This window comes from Arthrobacter sp. Z1-9 (assembly GCF_054792695.1).
The window spans coordinates 3,232,603-3,252,328 of sequence record NZ_CP096456.1; the positions used below are offsets into that span (position 1 = coordinate 3,232,603).

General features: G+C 58.7%; 17 protein-coding genes. 6 read left to right on the forward strand and 11 right to left on the reverse strand.

Annotation, left to right across the window (positions count from 1 at the left end; translation table 11 throughout):
* Positions 1–701: 701 nt before the first annotated feature.
* From M1D93_RS15015 to M1D93_RS15025, 3 genes are all read right to left on the reverse strand, one after another.
* Positions 702–2,597 carry a glycosyltransferase gene (locus M1D93_RS15015; RefSeq protein ID WP_461172271.1) on the reverse strand — a complete coding sequence of 632 codons (1,896 nt, stop codon included), beginning with the start codon at positions 2,595–2,597 and terminating at the stop codon, positions 702–704.
* A gap of 23 nt (positions 2,598–2,620) precedes the next feature.
* Positions 2,621–3,646 (reverse strand): glycosyltransferase, encoded by a 1,026-nt coding sequence (locus M1D93_RS15020; RefSeq protein WP_461172272.1) that lies wholly within the window; start codon positions 3,644–3,646, stop codon positions 2,621–2,623.
* A gap of 85 nt (positions 3,647–3,731) precedes the next feature.
* Positions 3,732–4,919: a glycosyltransferase gene (locus M1D93_RS15025; RefSeq protein WP_461172273.1), complete on the reverse strand. Its 1,188-nt coding sequence runs from the start codon at positions 4,917–4,919 to the stop codon at positions 3,732–3,734.
* Between the two features lie 496 nt (positions 4,920–5,415).
* On the opposite strand from M1D93_RS15025, the gene M1D93_RS15030 reads away from it, so the two are divergent.
* From M1D93_RS15030 to M1D93_RS15045, 4 genes are all read left to right on the forward strand, one after another.
* Positions 5,416–6,810 (forward strand): sugar transferase, encoded by a 1,395-nt coding sequence (locus M1D93_RS15030; protein WP_461172274.1) that lies wholly within the window; start codon positions 5,416–5,418, stop codon positions 6,808–6,810.
* A 101-nt stretch (positions 6,811–6,911) separates the two neighbouring features.
* Complete coding sequence (locus M1D93_RS15035; protein ID WP_461172275.1) at positions 6,912–8,774, forward strand: DUF4012 domain-containing protein; 1,863 nt, start codon at positions 6,912–6,914, stop codon at positions 8,772–8,774.
* 178 nt (positions 8,775–8,952) lie between these two features.
* Positions 8,953–9,603 carry an LPXTG cell wall anchor domain-containing protein gene (locus M1D93_RS15040; protein ID WP_461172276.1) on the forward strand — a complete coding sequence of 217 codons (651 nt, stop codon included), beginning with the start codon at positions 8,953–8,955 and terminating at the stop codon, positions 9,601–9,603.
* 310 nt (positions 9,604–9,913) lie between these two features.
* Positions 9,914–10,372: a VanZ family protein gene (locus M1D93_RS15045; RefSeq protein WP_461172277.1), complete on the forward strand. Its 459-nt coding sequence runs from the start codon at positions 9,914–9,916 to the stop codon at positions 10,370–10,372.
* A gap of 53 nt (positions 10,373–10,425) precedes the next feature.
* Here M1D93_RS15045 and M1D93_RS15050 read toward each other — a convergent pair whose 3' ends face one another.
* Together M1D93_RS15050 and rfbB are read right to left on the reverse strand one after the other, a co-directional pair.
* Complete coding sequence (locus tag M1D93_RS15050) at positions 10,426–11,853, reverse strand: sugar nucleotide-binding protein (protein ID WP_461172278.1); 1,428 nt, start codon at positions 11,851–11,853, stop codon at positions 10,426–10,428.
* 3 nt (positions 11,854–11,856) lie between these two features.
* Positions 11,857–12,855 carry a dTDP-glucose 4,6-dehydratase gene (gene rfbB / locus M1D93_RS15055; RefSeq protein ID WP_461172279.1) on the reverse strand — a complete coding sequence of 333 codons (999 nt, stop codon included), beginning with the start codon at positions 12,853–12,855 and terminating at the stop codon, positions 11,857–11,859.
* Positions 12,856–12,917: 62 nt separating this feature from the next.
* Between rfbB and rfbA the strand changes: the two genes are divergently transcribed.
* Positions 12,918–13,823, forward strand: coding sequence for a glucose-1-phosphate thymidylyltransferase RfbA (rfbA, locus tag M1D93_RS15060; RefSeq protein WP_461172280.1), 906 nt, complete (start codon positions 12,918–12,920; stop codon positions 13,821–13,823).
* A gap of 68 nt (positions 13,824–13,891) precedes the next feature.
* Here rfbA and galU read toward each other — a convergent pair whose 3' ends face one another.
* The 6 genes from galU to M1D93_RS15090 form a co-directional block, all read right to left on the reverse strand.
* Positions 13,892–14,782, reverse strand: coding sequence for a UTP--glucose-1-phosphate uridylyltransferase GalU (gene galU, locus M1D93_RS15065; RefSeq protein ID WP_461172281.1), 891 nt, complete (start codon positions 14,780–14,782; stop codon positions 13,892–13,894).
* 66 nt (positions 14,783–14,848) lie between these two features.
* A complete protein-coding gene (locus M1D93_RS15070; protein ID WP_461175032.1) occupies positions 14,849–15,754 on the reverse strand; it encodes a nucleotidyltransferase family protein in 906 nt (301 codons plus the stop codon).
* An 8-nt stretch (positions 15,755–15,762) separates the two neighbouring features.
* On the reverse strand, positions 15,763–17,340 hold the full coding sequence (locus M1D93_RS15075; RefSeq protein WP_461172282.1) for a tyrosine-protein kinase domain-containing protein: 1,578 nt from the start codon (positions 17,338–17,340) through the stop codon (positions 15,763–15,765).
* 90 nt (positions 17,341–17,430) lie between these two features.
* Positions 17,431–18,435, reverse strand: a complete 1,005-nt coding sequence (locus tag M1D93_RS15080) for an ATP-binding protein (protein ID WP_461172283.1) — start codon at positions 18,433–18,435, stop codon at positions 17,431–17,433.
* A gap of 217 nt (positions 18,436–18,652) precedes the next feature.
* Complete coding sequence (locus M1D93_RS15085) at positions 18,653–18,934, reverse strand: PqqD family protein (RefSeq protein ID WP_461172284.1); 282 nt, start codon at positions 18,932–18,934, stop codon at positions 18,653–18,655.
* 2 nt (positions 18,935–18,936) lie between these two features.
* Positions 18,937–19,290, reverse strand: a complete 354-nt coding sequence (locus M1D93_RS15090; protein WP_461172285.1) for a hypothetical protein — start codon at positions 19,288–19,290, stop codon at positions 18,937–18,939.
* Between the two features lie 94 nt (positions 19,291–19,384).
* Here M1D93_RS15090 and M1D93_RS15095 point away from each other — a divergent pair, with 94 nt between their 5' ends.
* Positions 19,385–19,642, forward strand: coding sequence for a hypothetical protein (locus tag M1D93_RS15095; RefSeq protein WP_461172286.1), 258 nt, complete (start codon positions 19,385–19,387; stop codon positions 19,640–19,642).
* Positions 19,643–19,726 lie beyond the last annotated feature (84 nt).

Sequence of the window (19,726 nt, forward strand, 5' to 3'; positions counted from 1 at the left end):
TGCTCTAGTTCCTGGGGCTATGGGCAGGAAAACAACGGAGGCCGTACTCAGAAGCTTTCCGAAGTCCTGTTGGCTAACGTATCCAGGCCGTCTAATCACATTGTGGCCTCGCTGGACTTCCCCTGCCGGCTCCCCTGTCGCAAGAGTCAACTGCACGGGGGTGCTGCTCGCCAACACCTCAGCTTCGAGAGCTCTAATAACCGCCGCGTCTCGGTCTGATGTGCCACCGATGAATATGTGGAGATGCTGGGACGGAGCTTTTTGAGACGGATAACCGAAGGAATTTCCGTATAAAACGGCTTGGGCGCGCCCTCCGTCTGCATTCCACGGCCCTATTTCCGAGTTGGATAAGGCTATGACTGGAGCACCACCAATGAGTCGACGCAGAACTTTCCAGCTACGGCTTGATGGCTCGGCATAGATGCCCGTGACAACGAAGTTTGATCGGCCGGTTAGCCGTAGGGCTGCGCCGATCCATGGGTTATTTGCTACATAGGGCCCCCTGACTGAGGGGCTAAGTGTTCGCAAGGCGAGTACCAGGGAATCCACCCCAATGCCAAGAACTCTCGAGCCGAATCGTTTCCCGTTTGGGGCCGCGGGGTGGTGCTGAAATATAGCCTTGATCCGCGGATGGCTAAGCCATTCAGAATCAGAATCTGGGGAGGCAGGTCCTAATGCAAGGAGCGTATAGGCGACCAACGTCATGACCTTTCGTTTACCGACCCGGGTACGCAGTCCCAAGCCTTCCATTGGGATACAGCAGCTGCGTGATAGGCCAGCGCGGCACGTATGGATTCTTCACGCCCATCAGCTACCGCGAATCTAACGGCTTCTGCCCAGGCGTGAGCTTCTACAATCCCGGTCTGGGGATGCTCCCTGACTAATAGTTTCGATTCTTGGCCGTACAAGTCCGCCAGGCTGGTAGCAGCCCGTCCCACTACAGGTGTGTTGGCTTCCAAGGCTCTGATGGCAATGCCGCTTTGATAGAACCGAAGGTACGGGATAACAATGGCGTCGCTGCTTTGGACGAGATCATCGAGTTCTTGCTCGGAAACAAAGCGTGCATCGACTTTCCACCCTTCCAGTTCCGGCCAGCCCCTTCCTACGATTTCCAAGTCCACTTCAGATCTGAGTTCCCTAGCCAACGACTCCAACGCGCCGAGGTCTCTGTCGCGCTTGAACTGGCCCAGAACTCGGACGACGGGACGCTCGGTGGCCCGATCACCGACCGCTCTTTTCGGCGTGGCAGGAGGAAACATGGGGTGGGCCAACAAGTGCATCGTTGACCTGAAGCCAAGGCTTTTCATTGCGTTTGCGGCCGCCTCGCTGTGGACCACGACATGGGGAAGGCGGGGCAGCCGAAAAACCAGCCGAGCGCTTAATGGATCGCTGCCTGCAGCACGGACGAGCGGCTTGGGATCATGGTAAACAACGGTTGCCCGGCTACCACTAAGCAAGCCAACGATTACTAGGTCGAAGAATCCCAGGACTGGCCAGACCACCAGTGTCCGGGTATGTTCAGCGCGGCTCGATTTTTTAGCCTGTACTAGCAGGCGCAGGTAGTCGCCGAGCCAGCGCCACCGGCTCTGACCTGAGACGGAAGGCTCCTCTATTGAATGGAGCCGCACAACCACACCGGAGGCCTGCAAAGTCTTTGTCAAGGCTTCCGTGTAGTGGGCTAAAGCTCCCCCGAGGGGGTTGATCAGAAGCGTCACTGAGTTCTTTGGCCTACCCGCCCTAAGCTGCCAACCCGCCTTCCATCCGGCCAGAAGTGGCTTCCAGTTGGATGCCCCTCTGCCCCTGACGAAGTCTCGAACTACTGCAGAGGCAACAATGTAAGGCGCTGAAACAAGCGCCTGCAGCCGCGACCCGTTTTTTGCTTGGAAAAGTTGAACGTTGCGGGTCTGGTAAAAGGCCGGGGTCCCCCCCGAACTTTGCCAGACAACTGCGGCTGGCTCAAGACGTACTTCCCAGTTGTCTCTCCGGAGAGACAACTGGTGATCGGTCTCTTCCATGTAAAGGAAGAAGTCTTCATCGATGGGGTGGGCTTCCAGAACGGTTCGACGAAAGAGCAGGAATGCGCCGTCCAGCCACTCAACTTGACGAGGGGCGGCCCTGGCCAGCTCCGTCCTGGGGGCTTTGTGTCCGAAGTGCCTGGGCAACCCCAGCGGCCTGGAGAAATAGCCGCCGAGCGACCAGATAACGTCCGAGTCCTCCCCCGTCACCAAGGCAGGGCCAACCAGTGCCGCCCTTTCATGCCTCTCCAACACAGCCACCAACTTTTGTAGAGAACTTGGCTCTGGAAGCGCTTCGTGAGTGGAGACGAGGGTATAGGCAGTTGAAGGAGTGTTCTGCTTGTGCCAGGCCACACCTGCATTCACTGCCGCCCCGTACCCGGAGTTCGGAGTGAAGATGACCTTCACCCCAAGTGGTAAGGCCTCCTTGAGCGAGTTATCCCCGGCAGTGTCCTCACTGTTGTCGACGATAAGAAGCTTCGTCGGCTCCAGCCCTTCCGATATCAATCGAAGAATTGTCGGCACGAGAGTTTCGCGGCTTCGGTGGTGAACCACGATCCCGGCTATATCCAAAGTGCTCATGTATATATCCTCAACATCGGAAATTATGGGGCGTGCAGCCACTTGTCGGCCTCTATTCGCCCAGGAACCGGGGGCAATGCATTTATAACGGACGTGCGCGGCAATTGGTTGTTGAGAGCATGAATTAATGACGAACGAAGATCGTGGCCTACCCGACCTTCCTCAATTACTGTGTGGCCAGTAGCTGCGAGCCAGGTGGCCAGCCCTGTTTCGTCCGTTGTTACGACAGTCAGCCCATGGCTCACCGCTTCTGCGATGGGAAGCCCGATCTGTTCGCGCCAGCGACCGGATCGCCGGGATGGCGCAACGAGGACATCAGCATGCTGCAGCGACTGCTTGACTTCTTCATGGGAAAGAAAGCCTGCGAAATGGCGGCTTGCCGCTCGCTCCCTGCACCAGGTAGAAACTATCTCGGAATGGGGACCGGCTCCGATAACAGTGAGGACGGCCTCGGGCATGGCCGATTCAACACCCGGCCAGGCCTCCATTACATCTAAAATTCCCTTCCTGTCATCCAGCTCCCCGATGAAAATAGCGCGTTGACGGGTCGGCGTCGAGGCATCAGCCACTGCGGCCGGCAGCTCTTCGATGAGACGATGCGGAATACCTCGCACCCCCGGCAAAGAATGGTAGACGGCCATAGATCCTGCACTGCCATAGGCAATCCGATCGATCGTGGCCCTCAAAATTACGCCCATGAGTAACCCACCCAAGCGAAGAATCGGCTCCGGAAGTGTCAACTTGGGTGCCAGAAGATTTGTCAGGTCGTTATTTTCAATAGCGTACGTAACAGCCATGCGCGGACGTCGCTGAAGCTGTCCCATCAGCTTCCAAACCGCCAACAGCACGAGGTTTTTTGGAAGAAACCTTACCCACAGGGGCTCTGGTACTTCCAAGACTAGAGCTTCACTTCGGATGAGGAACTTGACTGCTTGGAGCAGGCTGACCTTATGGAACGTATCATTCAAGTACGTTGCCCCAAGATCATACTTTTCTGTGAAATAAAGGGTGGTGGCCGGAACCATTTCGTATGCTTCTTCGACCTGCATAGCTCGCAGTTCGGGGCGAATCCTTATGCTTCTACGCCCGGCATTATAGGCGCCTCGCCCGGTATTTACATCACAGCTCGACACGTTACTGCGATGCCTTAGTCTCTTTGACATTACCCGCTGAAAGATTTTGCATCGCTCCTATTAGAGAATTTGCAGGAATATCTCCGCGAGAAACGCTGATGGTTTGTGCAATCGCGTGCTCGTAGGCTTCACAAACTCCTGCCCAGTTGTAATGCGTCCACGCCCTGTCTCGGTTGTAGACTCTTGCCGCGTCGCGTTTACCCTTGTTCGAAAGCATCCGACGAAGACCACCCACTATCGCTTCCGGTTCAGCTGCAACCAGGTGCTCGTCTCGGCCCAACACTTCTAAGTTGTAGGGCGTCCTACGCGCAACGACGGGAGCCCCACATGCCATCGCCTGTACCAGGGCAGGGTTGGTGCCACCCACACTATGTCCGTGAAAATAGGCTCCAGCATGTTGCCACAGCGACATCAGCTTCTTATCGTCGCTTACGTGTCCAAGCCACGTCACGTTCTCATGCTTAGAGGCAAGCTCGGCGGCAGCCTTTTCAAGCTCTCCTCCGTAACCGGATGACCCTACTATTACCACCGGATATTCCTCAGCAATTTCTTCACAGGCGGTGAAGAATTCTTGGACCGTATTTTCTGGAACAAAGCGGGCTACCATCAGGGCGTACCCTTCGGTCTCCAAGCCCTCCACAACCGGCAGTTCGTCGGGAAATTCGCCGCCGTAAGGAATAAAGACACTGTCCCTGCCAAATTCACTCTGCCACCGTCGGCGAATCTCCTCAGAATCACTCACGAGGACCGTTCCAAATCGGGCAGTAAACTTTGCTCCCAGTTTAAATGCAAGCTTGGCGAGCCGCCCCCATTTGGCACGCTCCCATTCGATTCCATCTACATTCACGATGGAGGGTATTCCCCGTAAACGAAGCAGAGGCAACCAAAAGCCGTTTGCGACATTCATAACCAACGCAACGTCTGGTCGATGAAGCATGGCATGAATAACGGAAGTAAGGCCGAAAGACAGGGTACTGAGGGACTTGTTGTCGAGACCGAGCGTGTTGATCGACTGAACACGTATATCCAGCTCAGGATCATGTGGCTTTGTACTGCCTGCTCGGCCATAAACTCTTACGGACCATCCCGCGTCGACCAGAAAGGGCGCCAGCTTTCGCACAGCAGTCTCAAAGCCGCCGTAATAGCTGGGGTATCCCCGTGTACCTATAACTGCAACAGTTTTTGGCATGTGACCTGTTCTTTCGTTCTCGATGGCCAGTCTCCCCGATAAGCATGTGCGCAGCGATGCCGTGGCCTACGCCAAAGAGTTGCCTACACTTGCGACCATGGGCACAAGTGGAGCCACGTGGACGGCGCCCCATATGCCTACGTCCGCTGCAAAGCGCCGGTTGACAACGCCCTGCCCTACGGCGGAATAGACGCACCCATTCGTGGGGTAAACGGCACGGGCTAATGCCTGGGCTACCGGAACACTGTCAGTGGGCATCATTTCGCTTTTGCACCACGACCGCAAACTGGGATTTGTCGTGACTTGACATACTATCGCGTCGCGGCTGCTCTCAAAGGACGCGCGCTGGGTGACGAATGTCTAGCCTGAAACATTGCTGGCTTCACCCCCGTTCCCTGTATCCTGACGACGGGGTTTTCCCTGTTTGGTATGAGCGACTACTTTGGGGAAATAATTGGGGATACTGCCTGACTGGCGTGTGCGAACCTCCCGTACTTTGCGCATTGTTGACGCCTTTGTCATCTCGTGGGCAGTCGCCGGCGCCTATATTGTTCGTTTTGGCTTCGAGCCGGACTTCGTCGTAGTCGGCCAGGAAGTCAACTACCTTTGGTTGTCAGTCGGACTAGGCGTTGCCTGGTGGGTAATGCTGGGCGCTTGGAGTACCCGCCAGAGCCGAATTCTTGGCTCGGGGCCTGACGAGTACAAGCGGGTAGCAGCGGCCTCGTTATGGCTCTTTGGCATGGTTGCCATCTTTTCCTATGTCTTCCGCGTAGACACCGCCCGCGGTTACGTCGGTATTGCATTGCCGGTTGGCCTCGTTGGGTTACTGCTTGCGCGGTGGTTATTCCGCCAGCACCTCCACGTGGATCGCCAGAAGGGCGGCAGCATGTCGCGGCTACTTTTGTTGGGCGGGCCAGGAGCAATTGCCCACCTGGCTGCTTCCCTGCATCGCTCGAAACAAGCGGGATACTTGCCAGTTGCCGCCTACTCCCCAGGCGGCAACGAAGCCTTTAGGGTTGAAGAGGAATCTGGCCTAGAGGTGCTGGGGCACTCACCTGATGCACAATCGATACTAAAGGCCATCGAGCGATGCAACGCTGATGCCGTGGCTGTTTCCGCGGGCGTTCAATTACACCCCCAAACGCTTCGACATCTGGGCTGGGAGCTTGCGGCACGCAACATCGGGCTAATAATGGCGCCCGCCCTCACTGACATAGCCGGTCCAAGGATCCATACTCAACAGGTCGCAGGTCTTCCGCTCATCCATGTCATGACGCCCACTCTCGAAGGTGGACAGCGGGTTGCCAAAAGACTGTTCGATGTCGTTGTCTCCGGGTTGCTGATAATCGCTGCGTCACCCTTGATGTTGGCAGTGGCAGCCATCGTCAAATTGGATAGTCCCGGCCCAATTCTTTTTCGTCAGGAACGCGTAGGCATTGAGGGCGCTCCTTTTCGCATGCTCAAGTTTCGGTCCATGGTGGTGGATGCGGAGCAAAAGCTGGCAGGACTAACAAAGCTCAACGAAGGTAGCGGCCTGCTTTTCAAGATGAAAGAGGATCCTCGCATAACCCGGGCGGGGCGCGTCCTGCGGAAATATAGCCTGGACGAGCTTCCCCAGTTATTCAATGTCCTCACTGGAACCATGAGCCTGGTCGGTCCAAGACCCCCCCTTCCTCGAGAAGTGGAGGTCTATGAGCACGACGTACGTCGAAGGCTCCTGGTGAAACCGGGGTTAACAGGGCTGTGGCAAGTTAGCGGACGATCGAACCTCTCGTGGCAGGATTCCGTGCGTCTTGATCTGTACTACGTGGAAAACTGGTCCCTCGCCGGTGACGTAATCATCTTGATGCGGACTTTTCGAGCCGTTTTTCACAGCACCGGCGCCTACTAGTGCCAGTCATGGCGTTATGGATCGAGAAAATTGAGTACTTGTACAACTCGAGTGAGCGGCCGCCGTCGCCCAGGACACAGGAAATGGAGCGCGGGTAGTATATGACTGGCGCAAATGAGGACAGCCTCATACTGACCGAAGCCGAAGGGCTACCAACGAGCAGAAAAGCGCCCCGAAATCGGCGCTGGCGCATCACAGCAATCTGGGTGACGGTCATCCTGGCGGTCTTGGCTGGCGCAAGTGCATGGGTTGGCCTGAAGGCTCTGGTTCTGAAGGACAATCTACAAGCCGCCGCGGATATTCTTCCTGATCTGAGGGAAGATATCTCATCAAATAGGGCGCCTGACGCGGCAGCAAAGGTTGCCCAGCTAAGAGCGCATACTGGCTCCGCGCGGGAAGCAGCTTCGGATCCTCTATGGACACTGGCTTCGGCCCTGCCGTGGATTGGACCTAATTTCAGTGCCGCAGCTGAAGTCTCTCGGTCAGTGGACGACGTAGCGACGTTGGCAGTTGATCCCCTTTCAAGGGTCTTCGAGTCCCTGGAATGGGGCAGCTTGATGCCCAAAGCAGACGGGGCTGATCTCGAGCCCCTGCGCGCAGCGGCCCCTAGAGTTTCCTCGGCGGCACATACCATCCGAAGTTCGGCAGACAGGCTAGCAAGAATTGAATCGGCGTCCCTGCTGCCGCCCGTTGCCGGCGCCCTGGACGCAACCCGTTCCCAGCTTGCGGAAGCGGATCTCGTGCTCCAGGCCGCCGCAAGCGCAGCGACCCTGGTTCCGGAGATGCTAGGGGCAGATCGCCCTCAAAAATATTTGTTGCTGGTACAGAACAACGCTGAGCTCCGGGCTTCGGGAGGTATTCCCGCGTCGGTAGCGGTGATCACGGTGGACGCGGGCAAGCTCTCCCTTTCCGGTCAAACCACTGCGGAAGCCATGGGAACCATGGCCCCGATTATCAAAGTTGATGCCCAACAAGAGGCTATCTACTCGACACGGGTCGGGAAATTCATGCAAGACGTGAATTTGACGCCCGATTTTCCGACTTCCGCTGCCACTGCTCGCAGCATGTGGCAACAGAAAACCGGCGAGACACTTGACGGAGTGGTTTCCCTCGATCCTGTCGCTCTCAGTTATCTCCTCAAAGCTACCGGCCCTGTGGAACTTGACCCGCTTCTAGCTCGCTTGTCGGGCAACACCCTGCCGTCCCAACTCACAGCCGAAAACGTGGTTCCAACCTTGCTGTCAGACGTATACGCTCGAATACCGTCACCCGCTGTTCAGGATATCTATTTTGCAGGCGTCGCCAAGCAAATCTTCGACGGCCTTTCGTCACCTTCTAGCTCACCCGAGAAGCTACTTCGTGGGCTCACGCAGGGCGCTACCGAGGGCCGAATTTTGATGTGGTCCGCAGATTCTGAGCAGCAAACCACTATTGCCCGGTATCCCCTGGGCGGTTCCATCAGTGGTGGTGGAGTCTCCCCCGCCGAATTTGGCGTTTACTTCAATGACGGTACTGGCGCAAAAATGGACTACTACGTCAAACGAACAGTTCAACTCATCAAAGAATGCCCCCGCGACGGTTATGAGCAGGTGACCGTACGGGTAACGGGCACGAATACTGCCGCGCCTGACGCAGGAGCCGTGCTTCCTGAATATGTAACCGCCGGCGGTGCCTACGGAGTTCCGGCCGGCTCGGTTCAAACCAATATTGTTGCTTACGGGCCTGTCCAGGCCTACGTCGAAACCGCGCATACCAACGGACAGAAGTCTGATTTTGGGGCTTACCTTCATGACGATAGACCAGTAGGAGTGCTCGCCGTTCGACTGGCCCCCGGCGAGAGCCGGACGGTTGACTTTACCTTCGGTAAGATTATTCAGCACACCGAACCTAACCTCGTTGTCACACCGACGGTTCAGCAAGTCAATGATGTGATTTTGCCCACACAAGCTGCACTCTGTGGCTAGATCACGTAGATAGCGCGTTAACTTTATGTAAACCGTCTTTATTGACGTTGCTCGTAAAGTAGCGCAGGTGGTAGCGTCTTTTTTGGGATATCTATCCGTAGTTCTGCAAGAGGTATTGCGCAGAGGGGGAACTCCCCGCATCGGGTAACCAAAACACAAAGTCTCCGGGGGGACAAGTATGAAAAAAGCACTCGCAGCTCTCGCATTAGCAGGAACCATCGCGCTCGTCGGCTCGGCGCCGGCAGTAGCGCAGGGTCGCTACCCAGCCATCCCGCCACAGGCCGCCGTCTCTGACGGCACTGTTGGCCCAGGCGAGCAGTTCACGTTCAGCGGTCAGGGTCCGTTTCAGGGCCAGCGCCTGACCATTCGAGTCACACCCGGCAACGCACCTGCCGCCTCTGGGGCGAACATTGCAGGCGGAAGTTCCTTCTCAAGCAAGATCAGCGTCTTCATCGAAGCGCAAACTCTCACTTCGCAGGCTGACGAGAACGGCAAATTCTCCGTCCCGGTCACGATTCGTGAAGAAGGTGCTTACCTGCTCACAGCAACTAGCGACTCCGGGTACACGGTAGGCCCCGTCCGCGTTGTAGTTGCCCCCGGGTTCGCCAATAACGGCGCGGCAGGAGCTAACGCTGGCGGAAACAAGGGGACTGGCGCTTCACTCGCCAACTCGGGTTCCGGTCAAGCTAATGCGGGTTCAGCCTTGGCCAACACTGGAGCTGACTCCGGCTTGGTCCTGTGGACCTTGGTCGGCGCCGGAGCACTGGCTGCCGGTACAACATCGGTGGTCGTCGTCCGCCGCCGCGCCAAGGCAGAGGCTGCTGCTTAACGGCAGCACCTGAAGCACCAAAGAAGGTGGGTGGTTCTCCCAGAGCGGAGAACCACCCACCCTCTGCTTTTAAGGTTCCGACTGGCCAAGATCGACGGCTCGTCTGTCACAAAGGGCGACGGTTCAATCACCAAACCTGTGATATCTATTAGGGCTATGGGGAGACACTGGCACAGAGCACCACGAGAACACGGCTTCTCCATACCACTCCCCCCTCCACAGGTGTTCCCTTACGTCCTTTTAGGACTCCTTGTCGCTGCCGCGTTGAGCACGGTAACGTTAGCCTTCCTACGGTCTTCTTGAGCATGCTGTGAACCGTTTCCGAAACCAGCGGATGTGGCAGGCAATCCTCGCCACCATGCTGGTCCTCCTGGCCTTTGTCGCGTTTTGGCCCAATCCTGTAGATCAACCCGTGCAAGGACAGCTGGCAGAAATTTTGAAATTCCTCCACCGCAACGGATACCCGCGCTGGATCAATTACAAGGTCGTGGAGGCGGCGGCAAATGTGGCCCTTTTCATCCCTCTCGGAATTGTCAGTGCCCTGGCTTTTCCTGGGAAGCGCTGGTGGCAGATCGGCTCTTTTGGGCTACTCATTTCCGGCTGTATGGAGCTGGGCCAGCTCCTGTTTCTTCACAACCGCTTTGCAAGTCTTCTCGACCTCGTGACAAATGCGTCTGGTGCTGTCATAGGTGCCCTGCTCACCGCCTTGATGGTTGACAAGCTGCAGGCCCGCCGCCTTTTCCGGCAGCGGGCCTCTGAAGATTCCTAAGCAGCCCTCTGGTATTCAGGAAGCCCTGATCCAAAGGCGCGGTGCGCTTCCTGTCAGGAGTCCGCTGAATCGCTGACTGAAAGGTACCCTCGGAGTCCTTTGCGGAGCTTGCGAGGCCTAAAACCGGTTGCTTTGATCTTGGTGAGATTCAGTACGCTGTTCAGTGGTCGTGGCGCCGCATCTTTCCCTTTGAAGTAGTCCGCGGTGGTTACTCCAGTAACAGCAGCCCGGTCCTTGCCCGACAACTCATACACCTCTGCAGCAAGGTCTGCCCACGACTGCGGTTCGCCCTCGCTGCTTAGGTTGTACGTCCCATACTCCGCGCCGGACTCGAGCAGGTGCCGGATACCCGCCGCAATATCCTCGGTGAAGCTCAGCCGGCCAACCTGATCGTTGACCACTGAGGGCCTAATGTCACGCTCAGCAAGGGATGCCATCGTGCGCACAAAGTTGTTGCCTTCGCCGATGACCCAACTGGTGCGCACGATGTAGTGCCGGGGGACGACGTCGACGATCGCGTCGCCGGCCGCTTTGGTCTGGCCATATACGCCCAGCGGCGTAAATGGTTCATCCTCGTCGTGGGTGTCACGGTCGCCGTCGAAGACATAGTCCGAGGAGACGTGAACCAGCGTGAGGTCATGCTCGACGGCGGTCCTGGCCAGCCGCGAGACGGCTGTGACGTTCACGGCCCAAGCCGCGGCGCGCCCCTGTGGCGTCTCAGCGGCATCAACAGCGGTATAAGCCGCCGCGTTGATGATCGTGGAGTAGTTTTTCCAGTTCCGCGTTGTGAAGGAAGCTGTACTGTCCAGATCAAATTCCGCACGCCCGGCGAACTCGACCGACGCGACGCCCTCGTACAGGTCACGCAGCGCTTTTCCCAACTGCCCGTCGGCGCCCACCACGAGGATCTTTTTGGCCGGCATAGGCACTACATCCGCCAAGCGCGGGTGCGCCTTGTCCTTTTCGGACAGCTCGGCCTGACTCAAGGGAATAGGCCATTGAATGGCCGCGCTCTCATCCGCGAGGTTCAGGAAGGTGTACTGGCCCTGGGCGTCCGCGCTCCAGTGGTCGTTCACAAGGTACGTGTAAGCGGTGTTGTCCTCCAGCGTCTGGAAGGCGTTCCCGACCCCACGGGGGATGAAAATCGCCTGGCTCGCGTCAAGTTCCGCAGTGAACACAGCACCGAAGGAAGGACCCTCGCGCAGATCAACCCAAGCACCAAAAATCTTGCCGGTGGCAACAGAAATGAACTTGTCCCAAGGCTCAGCGTGGATGCCGCGGGTTGTTCCTGCCTTCTCGTTGAACGAAATGTTGTTCTGGACCGGGTGGAAGTCGGGCAGCCCCAGGGCGACCATTTTTTCCCGCTGCCAGTTCTCCTTGAACCAGCCACGGTTGTCTCCGTGAACCGGCAGGTCATAGACAACGACGCCGGGGATCGGTGTTTGGTGGGCAGCAAGCTTTTTTGAAAACTCCAGAGACATGGACTACTGGCCCTGTTCCTTGTACTTGGCCTCCGTCTGAGCTTTCTGCGGCCGCCACCAGTCCTCGTTGTCCCGGTACCAGGCAATCGTGTCTTCAATGCCGGCATCGAAATTGGAGAACTGGGGCTCCCAACCCAGCTCATCGCGGAGCTTGGTGGAGTCGATGGCGTAGCGGAGGTCGTGGCCGGGCCGGTCCACCACATGGTCATACGCGTCGGGCGCCTGGCCCATGTGCTTCAGGATCAGTTCAACGACGTCCTTGTTGTTCTTTTCCCCATCGGCACCGATCAGGTAGGTCTCGCCGATCTTGCCCTTGGCGATGATGGCCAGGACCGCCGAGGAGTGGTCGTTGGCGTGGATCCAGTCCCGCACGTTTTCGCCCTTGCCGTAGAGCTTGGGGCGGATTCCGTCGATGACGTTGGTGATCTGCCGCGGGATGAATTTCTCCACGTGCTGGTACGGGCCGTAGTTGTTCGAGCAGTTGCTGATAGTTGCCTGCAGCCCAAAGGAACGCACCCAGGCGCGGACCAGCAGGTCCGAGCCGGCCTTGGTGGAGGAGTACGGGCTGGAGGGGTTGTACGGTGTTTGCTCGGTGAACCGCTTCGGATCATCGAGTTCCAGATCGCCGTACACCTCATCGGTGGAGATGTGGTGGAAGCGCTTGTTGTGCTGCCTGGCCGCCTCGATCAGCGTGTAGGTACCGATGATGTTCGTGTCCAGGAACGGGCGGGGGTCATGCAGGGAATTGTCGTTGTGCGACTCGGCGGCATAATGGACAACGACGTCGGTGTCCGCCACCAGGCGCGTCACCAGCTCCGCATCAGCGATGTCGCCTTGAACGAATGAGAAGCGGTCTTCGGGCAGCCCGCGCAGCGATTCGAGGTTGCCGGCGTAGGTCAGCTTGTCCAGCACGGTCACGTGGGAGTCCGTATTTTCCAGGGCGTAGTGGACAAAGTTGGAGCCAATGAAGCCGGCACCGCCGGTAACAAGAAAGTTTTGCATAATTCATAGTTTCACGCCGACACGATTTGGTTGAATTTGTAACATCCCTGAAAATTGACCATATGCGCGGAATAATCCTCGCCGGGGGAACCGGTTCACGTCTTCATCCAATTACACTCGGCATCAGCAAGCAGCTGGTCCCGGTCTACGACAAGCCCATGATCTACTACCCGCTCTCCACGCTCATGCTGGCTGGCATCCGGGACATCCTGATTATCACGACACCTCACGATGCTGACCAGTTTCAGCGACTCCTGGGTGACGGAAGCCGGTTCGGCATCAACCTCACCTACACGCAGCAGCCTTCACCGGACGGGCTCGCACAAGCTTTCGTTCTAGGTGCTGACCATATCGGTGAGGGTCCTGTTGCTTTGGTGCTTGGTGACAACATCTTCTACGGGCACGGGATGGGCACCCAACTGCGCCGTTTTGAGAACATTGACGGCGGGGCGGTATTCGGTTACCGGGTGGCAGACCCATCTGCTTACGGCGTTGTGGAATTCGATGAGACCGGCCGGGCAATTTCCCTTGAGGAAAAGCCCTTAGTGCCCAAGAGCCATTACGCTGTTCCCGGCCTGTACTTCTACGACAATGACGTGGTGCAAATTGCACGAGACCTCAAGCCCTCTCCGCGAGGTGAGCTTGAAATTACCGACGTAAACCGTGTTTACCTCGAACGCGGCAAACTGCAGGTGGAAATACTTCCGCGCGGTACGGCTTGGCTTGATACGGGGACATTCAACGACCTCAATGATGCATCGGAGTTCGTGAGGACCGTACAGCACCGTCAGGGACTCTCCATCGGTTGCCCAGAGGAAATCGCTTGGCGGTTGGGCTTCCTTACTGATGACGAGCTGCGGGAACGTGCTGAGCCCCTCGCAAAGAGCGGCTACGGCAAGTACCTTCTTGAACTCCTGATTGAAGGGGCTGACCGCCCGGCAAAGCCCCTGGACCTGGTCTCTTCCTGACTTAGGAACTGTCAAAAAATACAGGCCCGCCGCTGTGAGCGACGGGCCTGTAGCAGTTTCACTCCGAGCTAGTTAACGAAAGCCTTCATCCAGGTCTTCAGGTCCTCACCGAACTCCACACGCTCGGAAGCCAGCGTGATGACGGCTTTGAGGTAGCTCAGCTTGTCGCCGGTGTCGAACCGGCGGCCCTTAAAGACCACGCCGTACACGCCGGAGCCTTCGCCGTCGCCGGCCGCTAGGGTTTGCAGCGCATCCGTCAGCTGGATCTCGCCGCCCCGGCCCGGCTCCGTCTTCTCCAGAATGTCGAACACGGAGGGGTGCAGCACGTAGCGGCCAATCACAGCAAGGTTGGACGGAGCCTCCCCCGTGGCGGGCTTCTCCACGAGGCTGTTAACGCGGACAAAGTTCTCGCCGTCGACAGCCGTGATGTCTGCGCAGCCGTAAGCGCTGATCTGGGACGGATCCACCTCGATGAGGGCGATCACGGAACCGCCGGTCTTCTGCTGCACCTCCATCATGGTGGTCAGCAGGTCCTCGGCCTCGTCGATGAGGTCATCGCCCAGCAGTACGGCGAACGGCTCATTGCCCACGTGCTGGCTGGCACATAGCACCGCGTGGCCCAGGCCCTTGGCCTCGCCCTGGCGGACATAGTGGATGGGGCCGAGTTCCGAGGCGTACTGCACGGACTCCAAGCGTTCCTTGTCGCCCTTCAGCTCCAGGGCACGCTCCAGACCGGGCTCACGGTCAAAGTGGTCCTCGAGGGAGCGCTTGTTGCGCCCCGTGATCATCAGCAGGTCGGTGAGGCCGGACTTCACGGCTTCCTCCACCACGTACTGGATGGCCGGCCGGTCTACCACCGGCAACATTTCCTTCGGCATTGCCTTGGTGGCGGGCAGGAAGCGTGTTCCCAATCCGGCAGCAGGAATGACGGCTTTGGTAATTGCTTTCCCCGTTGTCATAGGTGAACCTTACAAATTGCAGAGCTATATAGGCAATTGAGGCTGGCCTTCTGGGTTTCGGCAGGTTCAACCACGTGCGCCCCCGAGATCCCGTAAAACCTGCGGAGCCGAACGTAGAAACCGGACCCATCTCGCTCGATGCTGCTGGAGCAGCCCACGTAAGGACGTGTCCGCATAGATGTTCCCGCTCAGGAAGACCTCCGGCCGCGGGAGAAGGGCATGCCACAGCATGGGTAGTTTGATTCGCCACGGGGCCTGAACAATAGCGATCAGCCGGGCGCTTCCCGGTTCCTTGGCCGTAAGGCGATTACGCCATTCTGTGGACGGCTGCGGCCATTCCAGCTCAATCGATGCGGGGAGGAGGTCCTCGAGGAAGGGTCGCATTGCAGCCAGGGAGCCTGTTGCCGTGGCAATTTCCAAAATGACGGAGGCGAGCGATTGCCGTTCCGTGAGGTGTGCCAGGAACTCGAGCTCCTGCTCGCACACAGGCAACTGGGGGGACCGGAGGGCATGCAGCGCCAGGATCAAGATTCCCAGTCCCTTTGACGGGACGCGTATGTCCTGCCCCGCAAGCTGAAGGTCCTCCGTGCTTGCCCACATCACCTCAAAGCAGTGGGCGGCGTCATTTTCCATTCCCGGAAAGCGGAAGTGAACATCGATGCAACAAGGCCATTCAGGATGGTCGACAGTAACCGCATGCATTGGAAAGGTTCTGCTGTCCGGATTCACAGGGCGCTCCCGCCAGCCCCGCTCCCGCAGGCCTTGAAGCATTCGCTCCAAACTGGAGGGCGCCACTATAACATCCACGTCAGCCGACGTTTTGGGCTGGCGAAGGCCCTGAATCACACTGGCTGGCCCCTTGATGAAAAGAGCTTGGATGCCAAGGCTTTCCGCTACCCGCGCCGCCAGGGCGTGGCCTAGCAGCACGCCCTCGGGAATGCTGAGCTGCGTTTCCTTTGTAGTGTCCGCCATGCTTGCCACTAGTCTTTTGCCCTGCGCCCGCCCGGCATGGTTTCCACGAGGCCTTCGGGTACCGTATTTTGCCGGGAACTTACGCGCTGGGGTTCAGCCGCAGGCACCGGACCAGAAGCAGAGGTATATGTTCCGTAGTAGGAATAGGCATCTGATCCGCGGGTTGGCACGTAGTTTAGGACCGCGCCCAAGACCCGGCCCTTGACCTTGTCCAGGTTTCCCAAGGATTGAGCCAATTGCTCCTGTGTGGTCCTGCCCGTCCGGATTACAAGGACTGCACCGTCCGCCACACGGGAGAGAACGGCTGCATCAGTCACGGGAAGCAGCGGCGGGGCGTCGATGAGGACGATTGCATCCTTAGCGAGGGCATCGAGCATATTCTTCATGGCCCGGGACCCCAGCAGCTCACTGGGGTTAGGCGGGATACGACCTGAGCCAAGGACTGAGAGGTTCGGCAGGGCACCCCAGGGCTGGAGGACACCCGCCAACTCAGTGGTGCCGGTGAGGACGTCGGTGACCCCTGCTCCCGGGACAAGGTTAAAGACGTCCACCAGTGTGGGCCGACGGAGATCGCCGTCGACCACTACGACGTTTTCCCCGGCGGCTGCCATGGTGACCGCCAGGTTGGCCGTGACGGTGGATTTGCCTTCTGACTGCACGGAGCTGGTCACCACGATGATCCGCGGCGGCTGGTCTACGTCAAGGAAGCTGAGGTTGGTGCGTAGTTCGCGCAGGGCTTCAGCCATCGCCCCGCCAGCATCGTGTACTTGGGCAGCGGTGCCGGCATCGAGGATGGTGCTTTTCTGGTCCAGGCGGTGGTCCACCGGAAGGGTGCCGATCACGGGGACGCTGAAGAGCCGTTCAATTTCGGAGGCTTTGCGGATGCGCCGGTCGAGGTACCGCCGGACCACCGCATAGGCCACCCCGACGGCCAGACCCACGAGTGCGCCCAGGGCCAGATTCAGCTTGGTGTTGGGTGACGTGGGGTTGGTGGGAAGGACTGCCTTGCCCAATGGGAGCACGCGGATAGCGGTGGCTGTCGCTGTTGTTGGCGTCCCCGGCTCAGCTGTTGCTGCGGTGCCGGGCTCAGCACCTGTTTCGGCGGGGGGAGCCGTTTCGATCGCTTCCACCTGGGCGGCGAGGCCGTTGACCCAAGCATCAGCGACGCGCTGTGCGGTCGCCGGATCGCTCGACAAGGCAGTCACCCGAATTTCTGCAGTGTCCAGCGGGACCTTTACGCTGACGGTGCTGAGCAGGGCATCCGCAGTGGTCTTGAGTTCCAGGGAGGAAATGACCCGGTCCGCTACGAGCCGTGACTTTGCCACAGACTCATAGTTCTTAACCTTGGCCTTGGCGAGGCTGTCCCCGGCGAGCGAGAGGTTCACGTTGTCCGATCCCGGCGTCACTACGATGCCGCTGGAATCGGAAGAGTAGATCTTGGGCTGAAGGGCTGTCCAGCCGCCCGCCGTCAGGGTGGCCAGCAGGACGAAGGCGAGAATTGCCTTCCAGTAGACCCGTAGCACGCGGAGGTAGTCCGTCAGCTCCATGCCGGCTGGCGCTTCTGCGGGGGCGGCTGTTGTGCTCATGGTGGTTCCTTCCACTCAAGTTCTCCGTTTTGCTGTCCCGGTCTTTGATGCCGGGGTACTGCTTCGAGTGGTCCCCCACGCGATGGTGGGCTACTTGCGGCCCTGTTCCACCACTGCTTTAGCGATGAGCTGACTTACCGCTGCGGCAACGGCGTCCCGGTAGCCGTCCGGCCTGCCATGCACCTTGCCCACTTCTTCAGCAAGCTGATCCAGCCGTACCGGGTTGACGGACCCTTCCCAGATGGCCGGGCCGATTCCGCTGAGCCGTACAATTTCGTTCTCGAGCACCACCAGCAGGTCATCACCGATTGCCACGGCATCTTTCGTTGCTGCGCGGCGGACTAAGCCGTCCGGTAGGTGTCCGGACTGGTGACTTTCTACTGACCGGGCTTCCCATTCGGGCTCGCTTCCGGGCTGCGTCCGGAACAAGGGCTCCAAAGCCGCTGGCAGATCAGCGGCCTCCGAGTACGTCACCTGACAGACTCCCCCGACGCTGTCGATCAGGCGGCAGAGCGATTGCAATGGTTCTTCAAATTCGGCCTGTGAGGACGAGTCCGGGATCAGGGCGAGGACTGCATCGGCCAGCGGGACCCTCCGCATTACCGGGGCCACCGGATGGCTGCTGTGGACCCGGTCCAACAGCACGATGGACTGGATGAAGGGCTTGGCAGGGGCCGGCTGAAGTCCAAGCTCGTCCGGTCCCACCTGTCGCTTGGGTTGGCCTGGTGCCTGCTCAACGGACAATGGCTTGGGGTATGGAACCACCGAGCCGTCCGGTGCGATGGCGACCGTTTCATCCGTGACATAGCCATAGGTCCGGGCCAGCACGGAGGCCGCAGTGGTCTTGCCCGTTCCTGATTTAGCCACGAGCGCCACCACCGCCCCCGTGGCAGGGTCTGCCACTCCGCAGGCGTGAAGCATCGTAAGTTGACCTGCATTGGCCAGGATGGCTGCCACGGTGAGCCGGGACGTCAGGTTCTCAGCCAGTTCCTCAAACGATGCGGCCTGAAGCTGGAACACCCCGTCGTCGTGCTTGTGCGACTTCCACGTGACTAAGGCGCTGAACGCCTGGCCATCCTTAGGCTCCCTCGGCATCGGAGGAAGCATGAGCTCGCGGTTGCTGGCACACCTAGCCCAGGATGAGCTCATATCCTCCTGCTGCTCCCGTGTAACCTCACGGCCCCAGCGAACAGCGAATTCTATTCCCAGGACATTCAGGCACAGCAGGTCGGCGCTGGTTTCCAATTCCCCGAATTGACGTTGTTTCCCCGCCAAACTTGCGTTTCCCATGATCCCCCCGGACCTCAAACTGTTAGAGCGAAGCTTCTTGGTCGGCCTCGATCAAGCGCTGGGCTTCGAGGCTTGCGAGGAAGCGTTCCACCTGGGACTGCATCTGCCCTGACTGGTCTTCAAAGTTGGCCTCGAGTTCTGCAAGGATGGACTGCTCTGTTCGTTGACCGTCGATCAGGTTCCAAATGATCGCCGCCGTGCCTTCCAAGACCAGGGGCCTGACTGCGTCTAGGTGTAGCAGGGCTACCCGGTTCGCTGAGCCGGAACGGACTTCTGCCACCAGGCCGCCACGTTTCCAGACCATCGTTAGAACTGAATGGTGGGGTTAGGACTGGTGGTGGGCGTCAGCGAGAGCGAACCGCCGCCGTTTGCCGTCAGAACCACAGTGGTGGTCATGACGAAGGAATAGACAACGTTGCTCGGTTTCGGATTGATCGTTTCGTAGTTGAACAGAATGGGGAAATCCGCCGTCTGACCGCTCCCAATTGTGCCGGTATAAGAGAAGGACGTCGTGGACCGATGCTGCTCAAAAGCACTTGCTGCTGACACTGTGGCGGGAAGGAGTGACTCTACCCCGATTCCAACGAGCACGGCCGCTTCTGGTGTCAGGTTTATCGTTACGCTAATAGTTCCCGTGAATGACAAGGTCCCGGTGTTCACGAGCCTCAGAGTTGCGGGAGCAGTTCCTCCGAATTTAGTGCCGCCGCCTCCGATCTTTGAATACTGCGGGGCCGCGCCGTTTAGCCAGGTCGCCGTGGCACTAATCCGGCCTGTCGAGGCCGCAGCAGGGGGGACGGCGATGGTGGTCAGGATAACGGGTACCGACCACGCCACTCCTGCCATGACCCTGCGGCGGCTGAAACCGTTCTCTTCGCCGCTAGTGGCCTTTGAATTCAAAACCTCAGACAAGTTCGCCCCCGGAGTAGTTTCGGCCGCGACGGCCCTTGAGGACCGGCAGCGTGCTTTCGCCGGGGTTTGCCCGGCGTCACCTACTCTTCCGAACGTGACTTAAGATTCCTGCAACCAACCTGCAAGGTTGAGTCAAGATCTGCTGCGAAGGGCTGCATGGCGTGCCATCTATGCGCGCGCGTAGGGC

Excerpts from the sequence above, each read along its gene's own strand:
- M1D93_RS15085 (WP_461172284.1), bottom strand. The coding sequence starts at position 18,934 with ATGGTCTGGAAACGTGGCGGCCTGGTGGCAGAAGTCCGTTCCGGCTCA.
- M1D93_RS15050 (WP_461172278.1), bottom strand. The coding sequence starts at position 11,853 with ATGTCTCTGGAGTTTTCAAAAAAGCTTGCTGCCCACCAAACACCGATC.
- M1D93_RS15075 (WP_461172282.1), bottom strand. The coding sequence starts at position 17,340 with ATGAGCACAACAGCCGCCCCCGCAGAAGCGCCAGCCGGCATGGAGCTG.
- M1D93_RS15040 (WP_461172276.1), top strand. The coding sequence starts at position 8,953 with ATGAAAAAAGCACTCGCAGCTCTCGCATTAGCAGGAACCATCGCGCTC.
- M1D93_RS15035 (WP_461172275.1), top strand. The coding sequence starts at position 6,912 with ATGACTGGCGCAAATGAGGACAGCCTCATACTGACCGAAGCCGAAGGG.
- M1D93_RS15070 (WP_461175032.1), bottom strand. The coding sequence starts at position 15,754 with ATGGCGGACACTACAAAGGAAACGCAGCTCAGCATTCCCGAGGGCGTG.
- M1D93_RS15020 (WP_461172272.1), bottom strand. The coding sequence starts at position 3,646 with ATGCAGGTCGAAGAAGCATACGAAATGGTTCCGGCCACCACCCTTTAT.
- M1D93_RS15080 (WP_461172283.1), bottom strand. The coding sequence starts at position 18,435 with ATGCCGAGGGAGCCTAAGGATGGCCAGGCGTTCAGCGCCTTAGTCACG.
- M1D93_RS15015 (WP_461172271.1), bottom strand. The coding sequence starts at position 2,597 with ATGAGCACTTTGGATATAGCCGGGATCGTGGTTCACCACCGAAGCCGC.
- rfbA (WP_461172280.1), top strand. The coding sequence starts at position 12,918 with ATGCGCGGAATAATCCTCGCCGGGGGAACCGGTTCACGTCTTCATCCA.
- galU (WP_461172281.1), bottom strand. The coding sequence starts at position 14,782 with ATGACAACGGGGAAAGCAATTACCAAAGCCGTCATTCCTGCTGCCGGA.
- M1D93_RS15025 (WP_461172273.1), bottom strand. The coding sequence starts at position 4,919 with ATGCCAAAAACTGTTGCAGTTATAGGTACACGGGGATACCCCAGCTAT.
- rfbB (WP_461172279.1), bottom strand. The coding sequence starts at position 12,855 with ATGCAAAACTTTCTTGTTACCGGCGGTGCCGGCTTCATTGGCTCCAAC.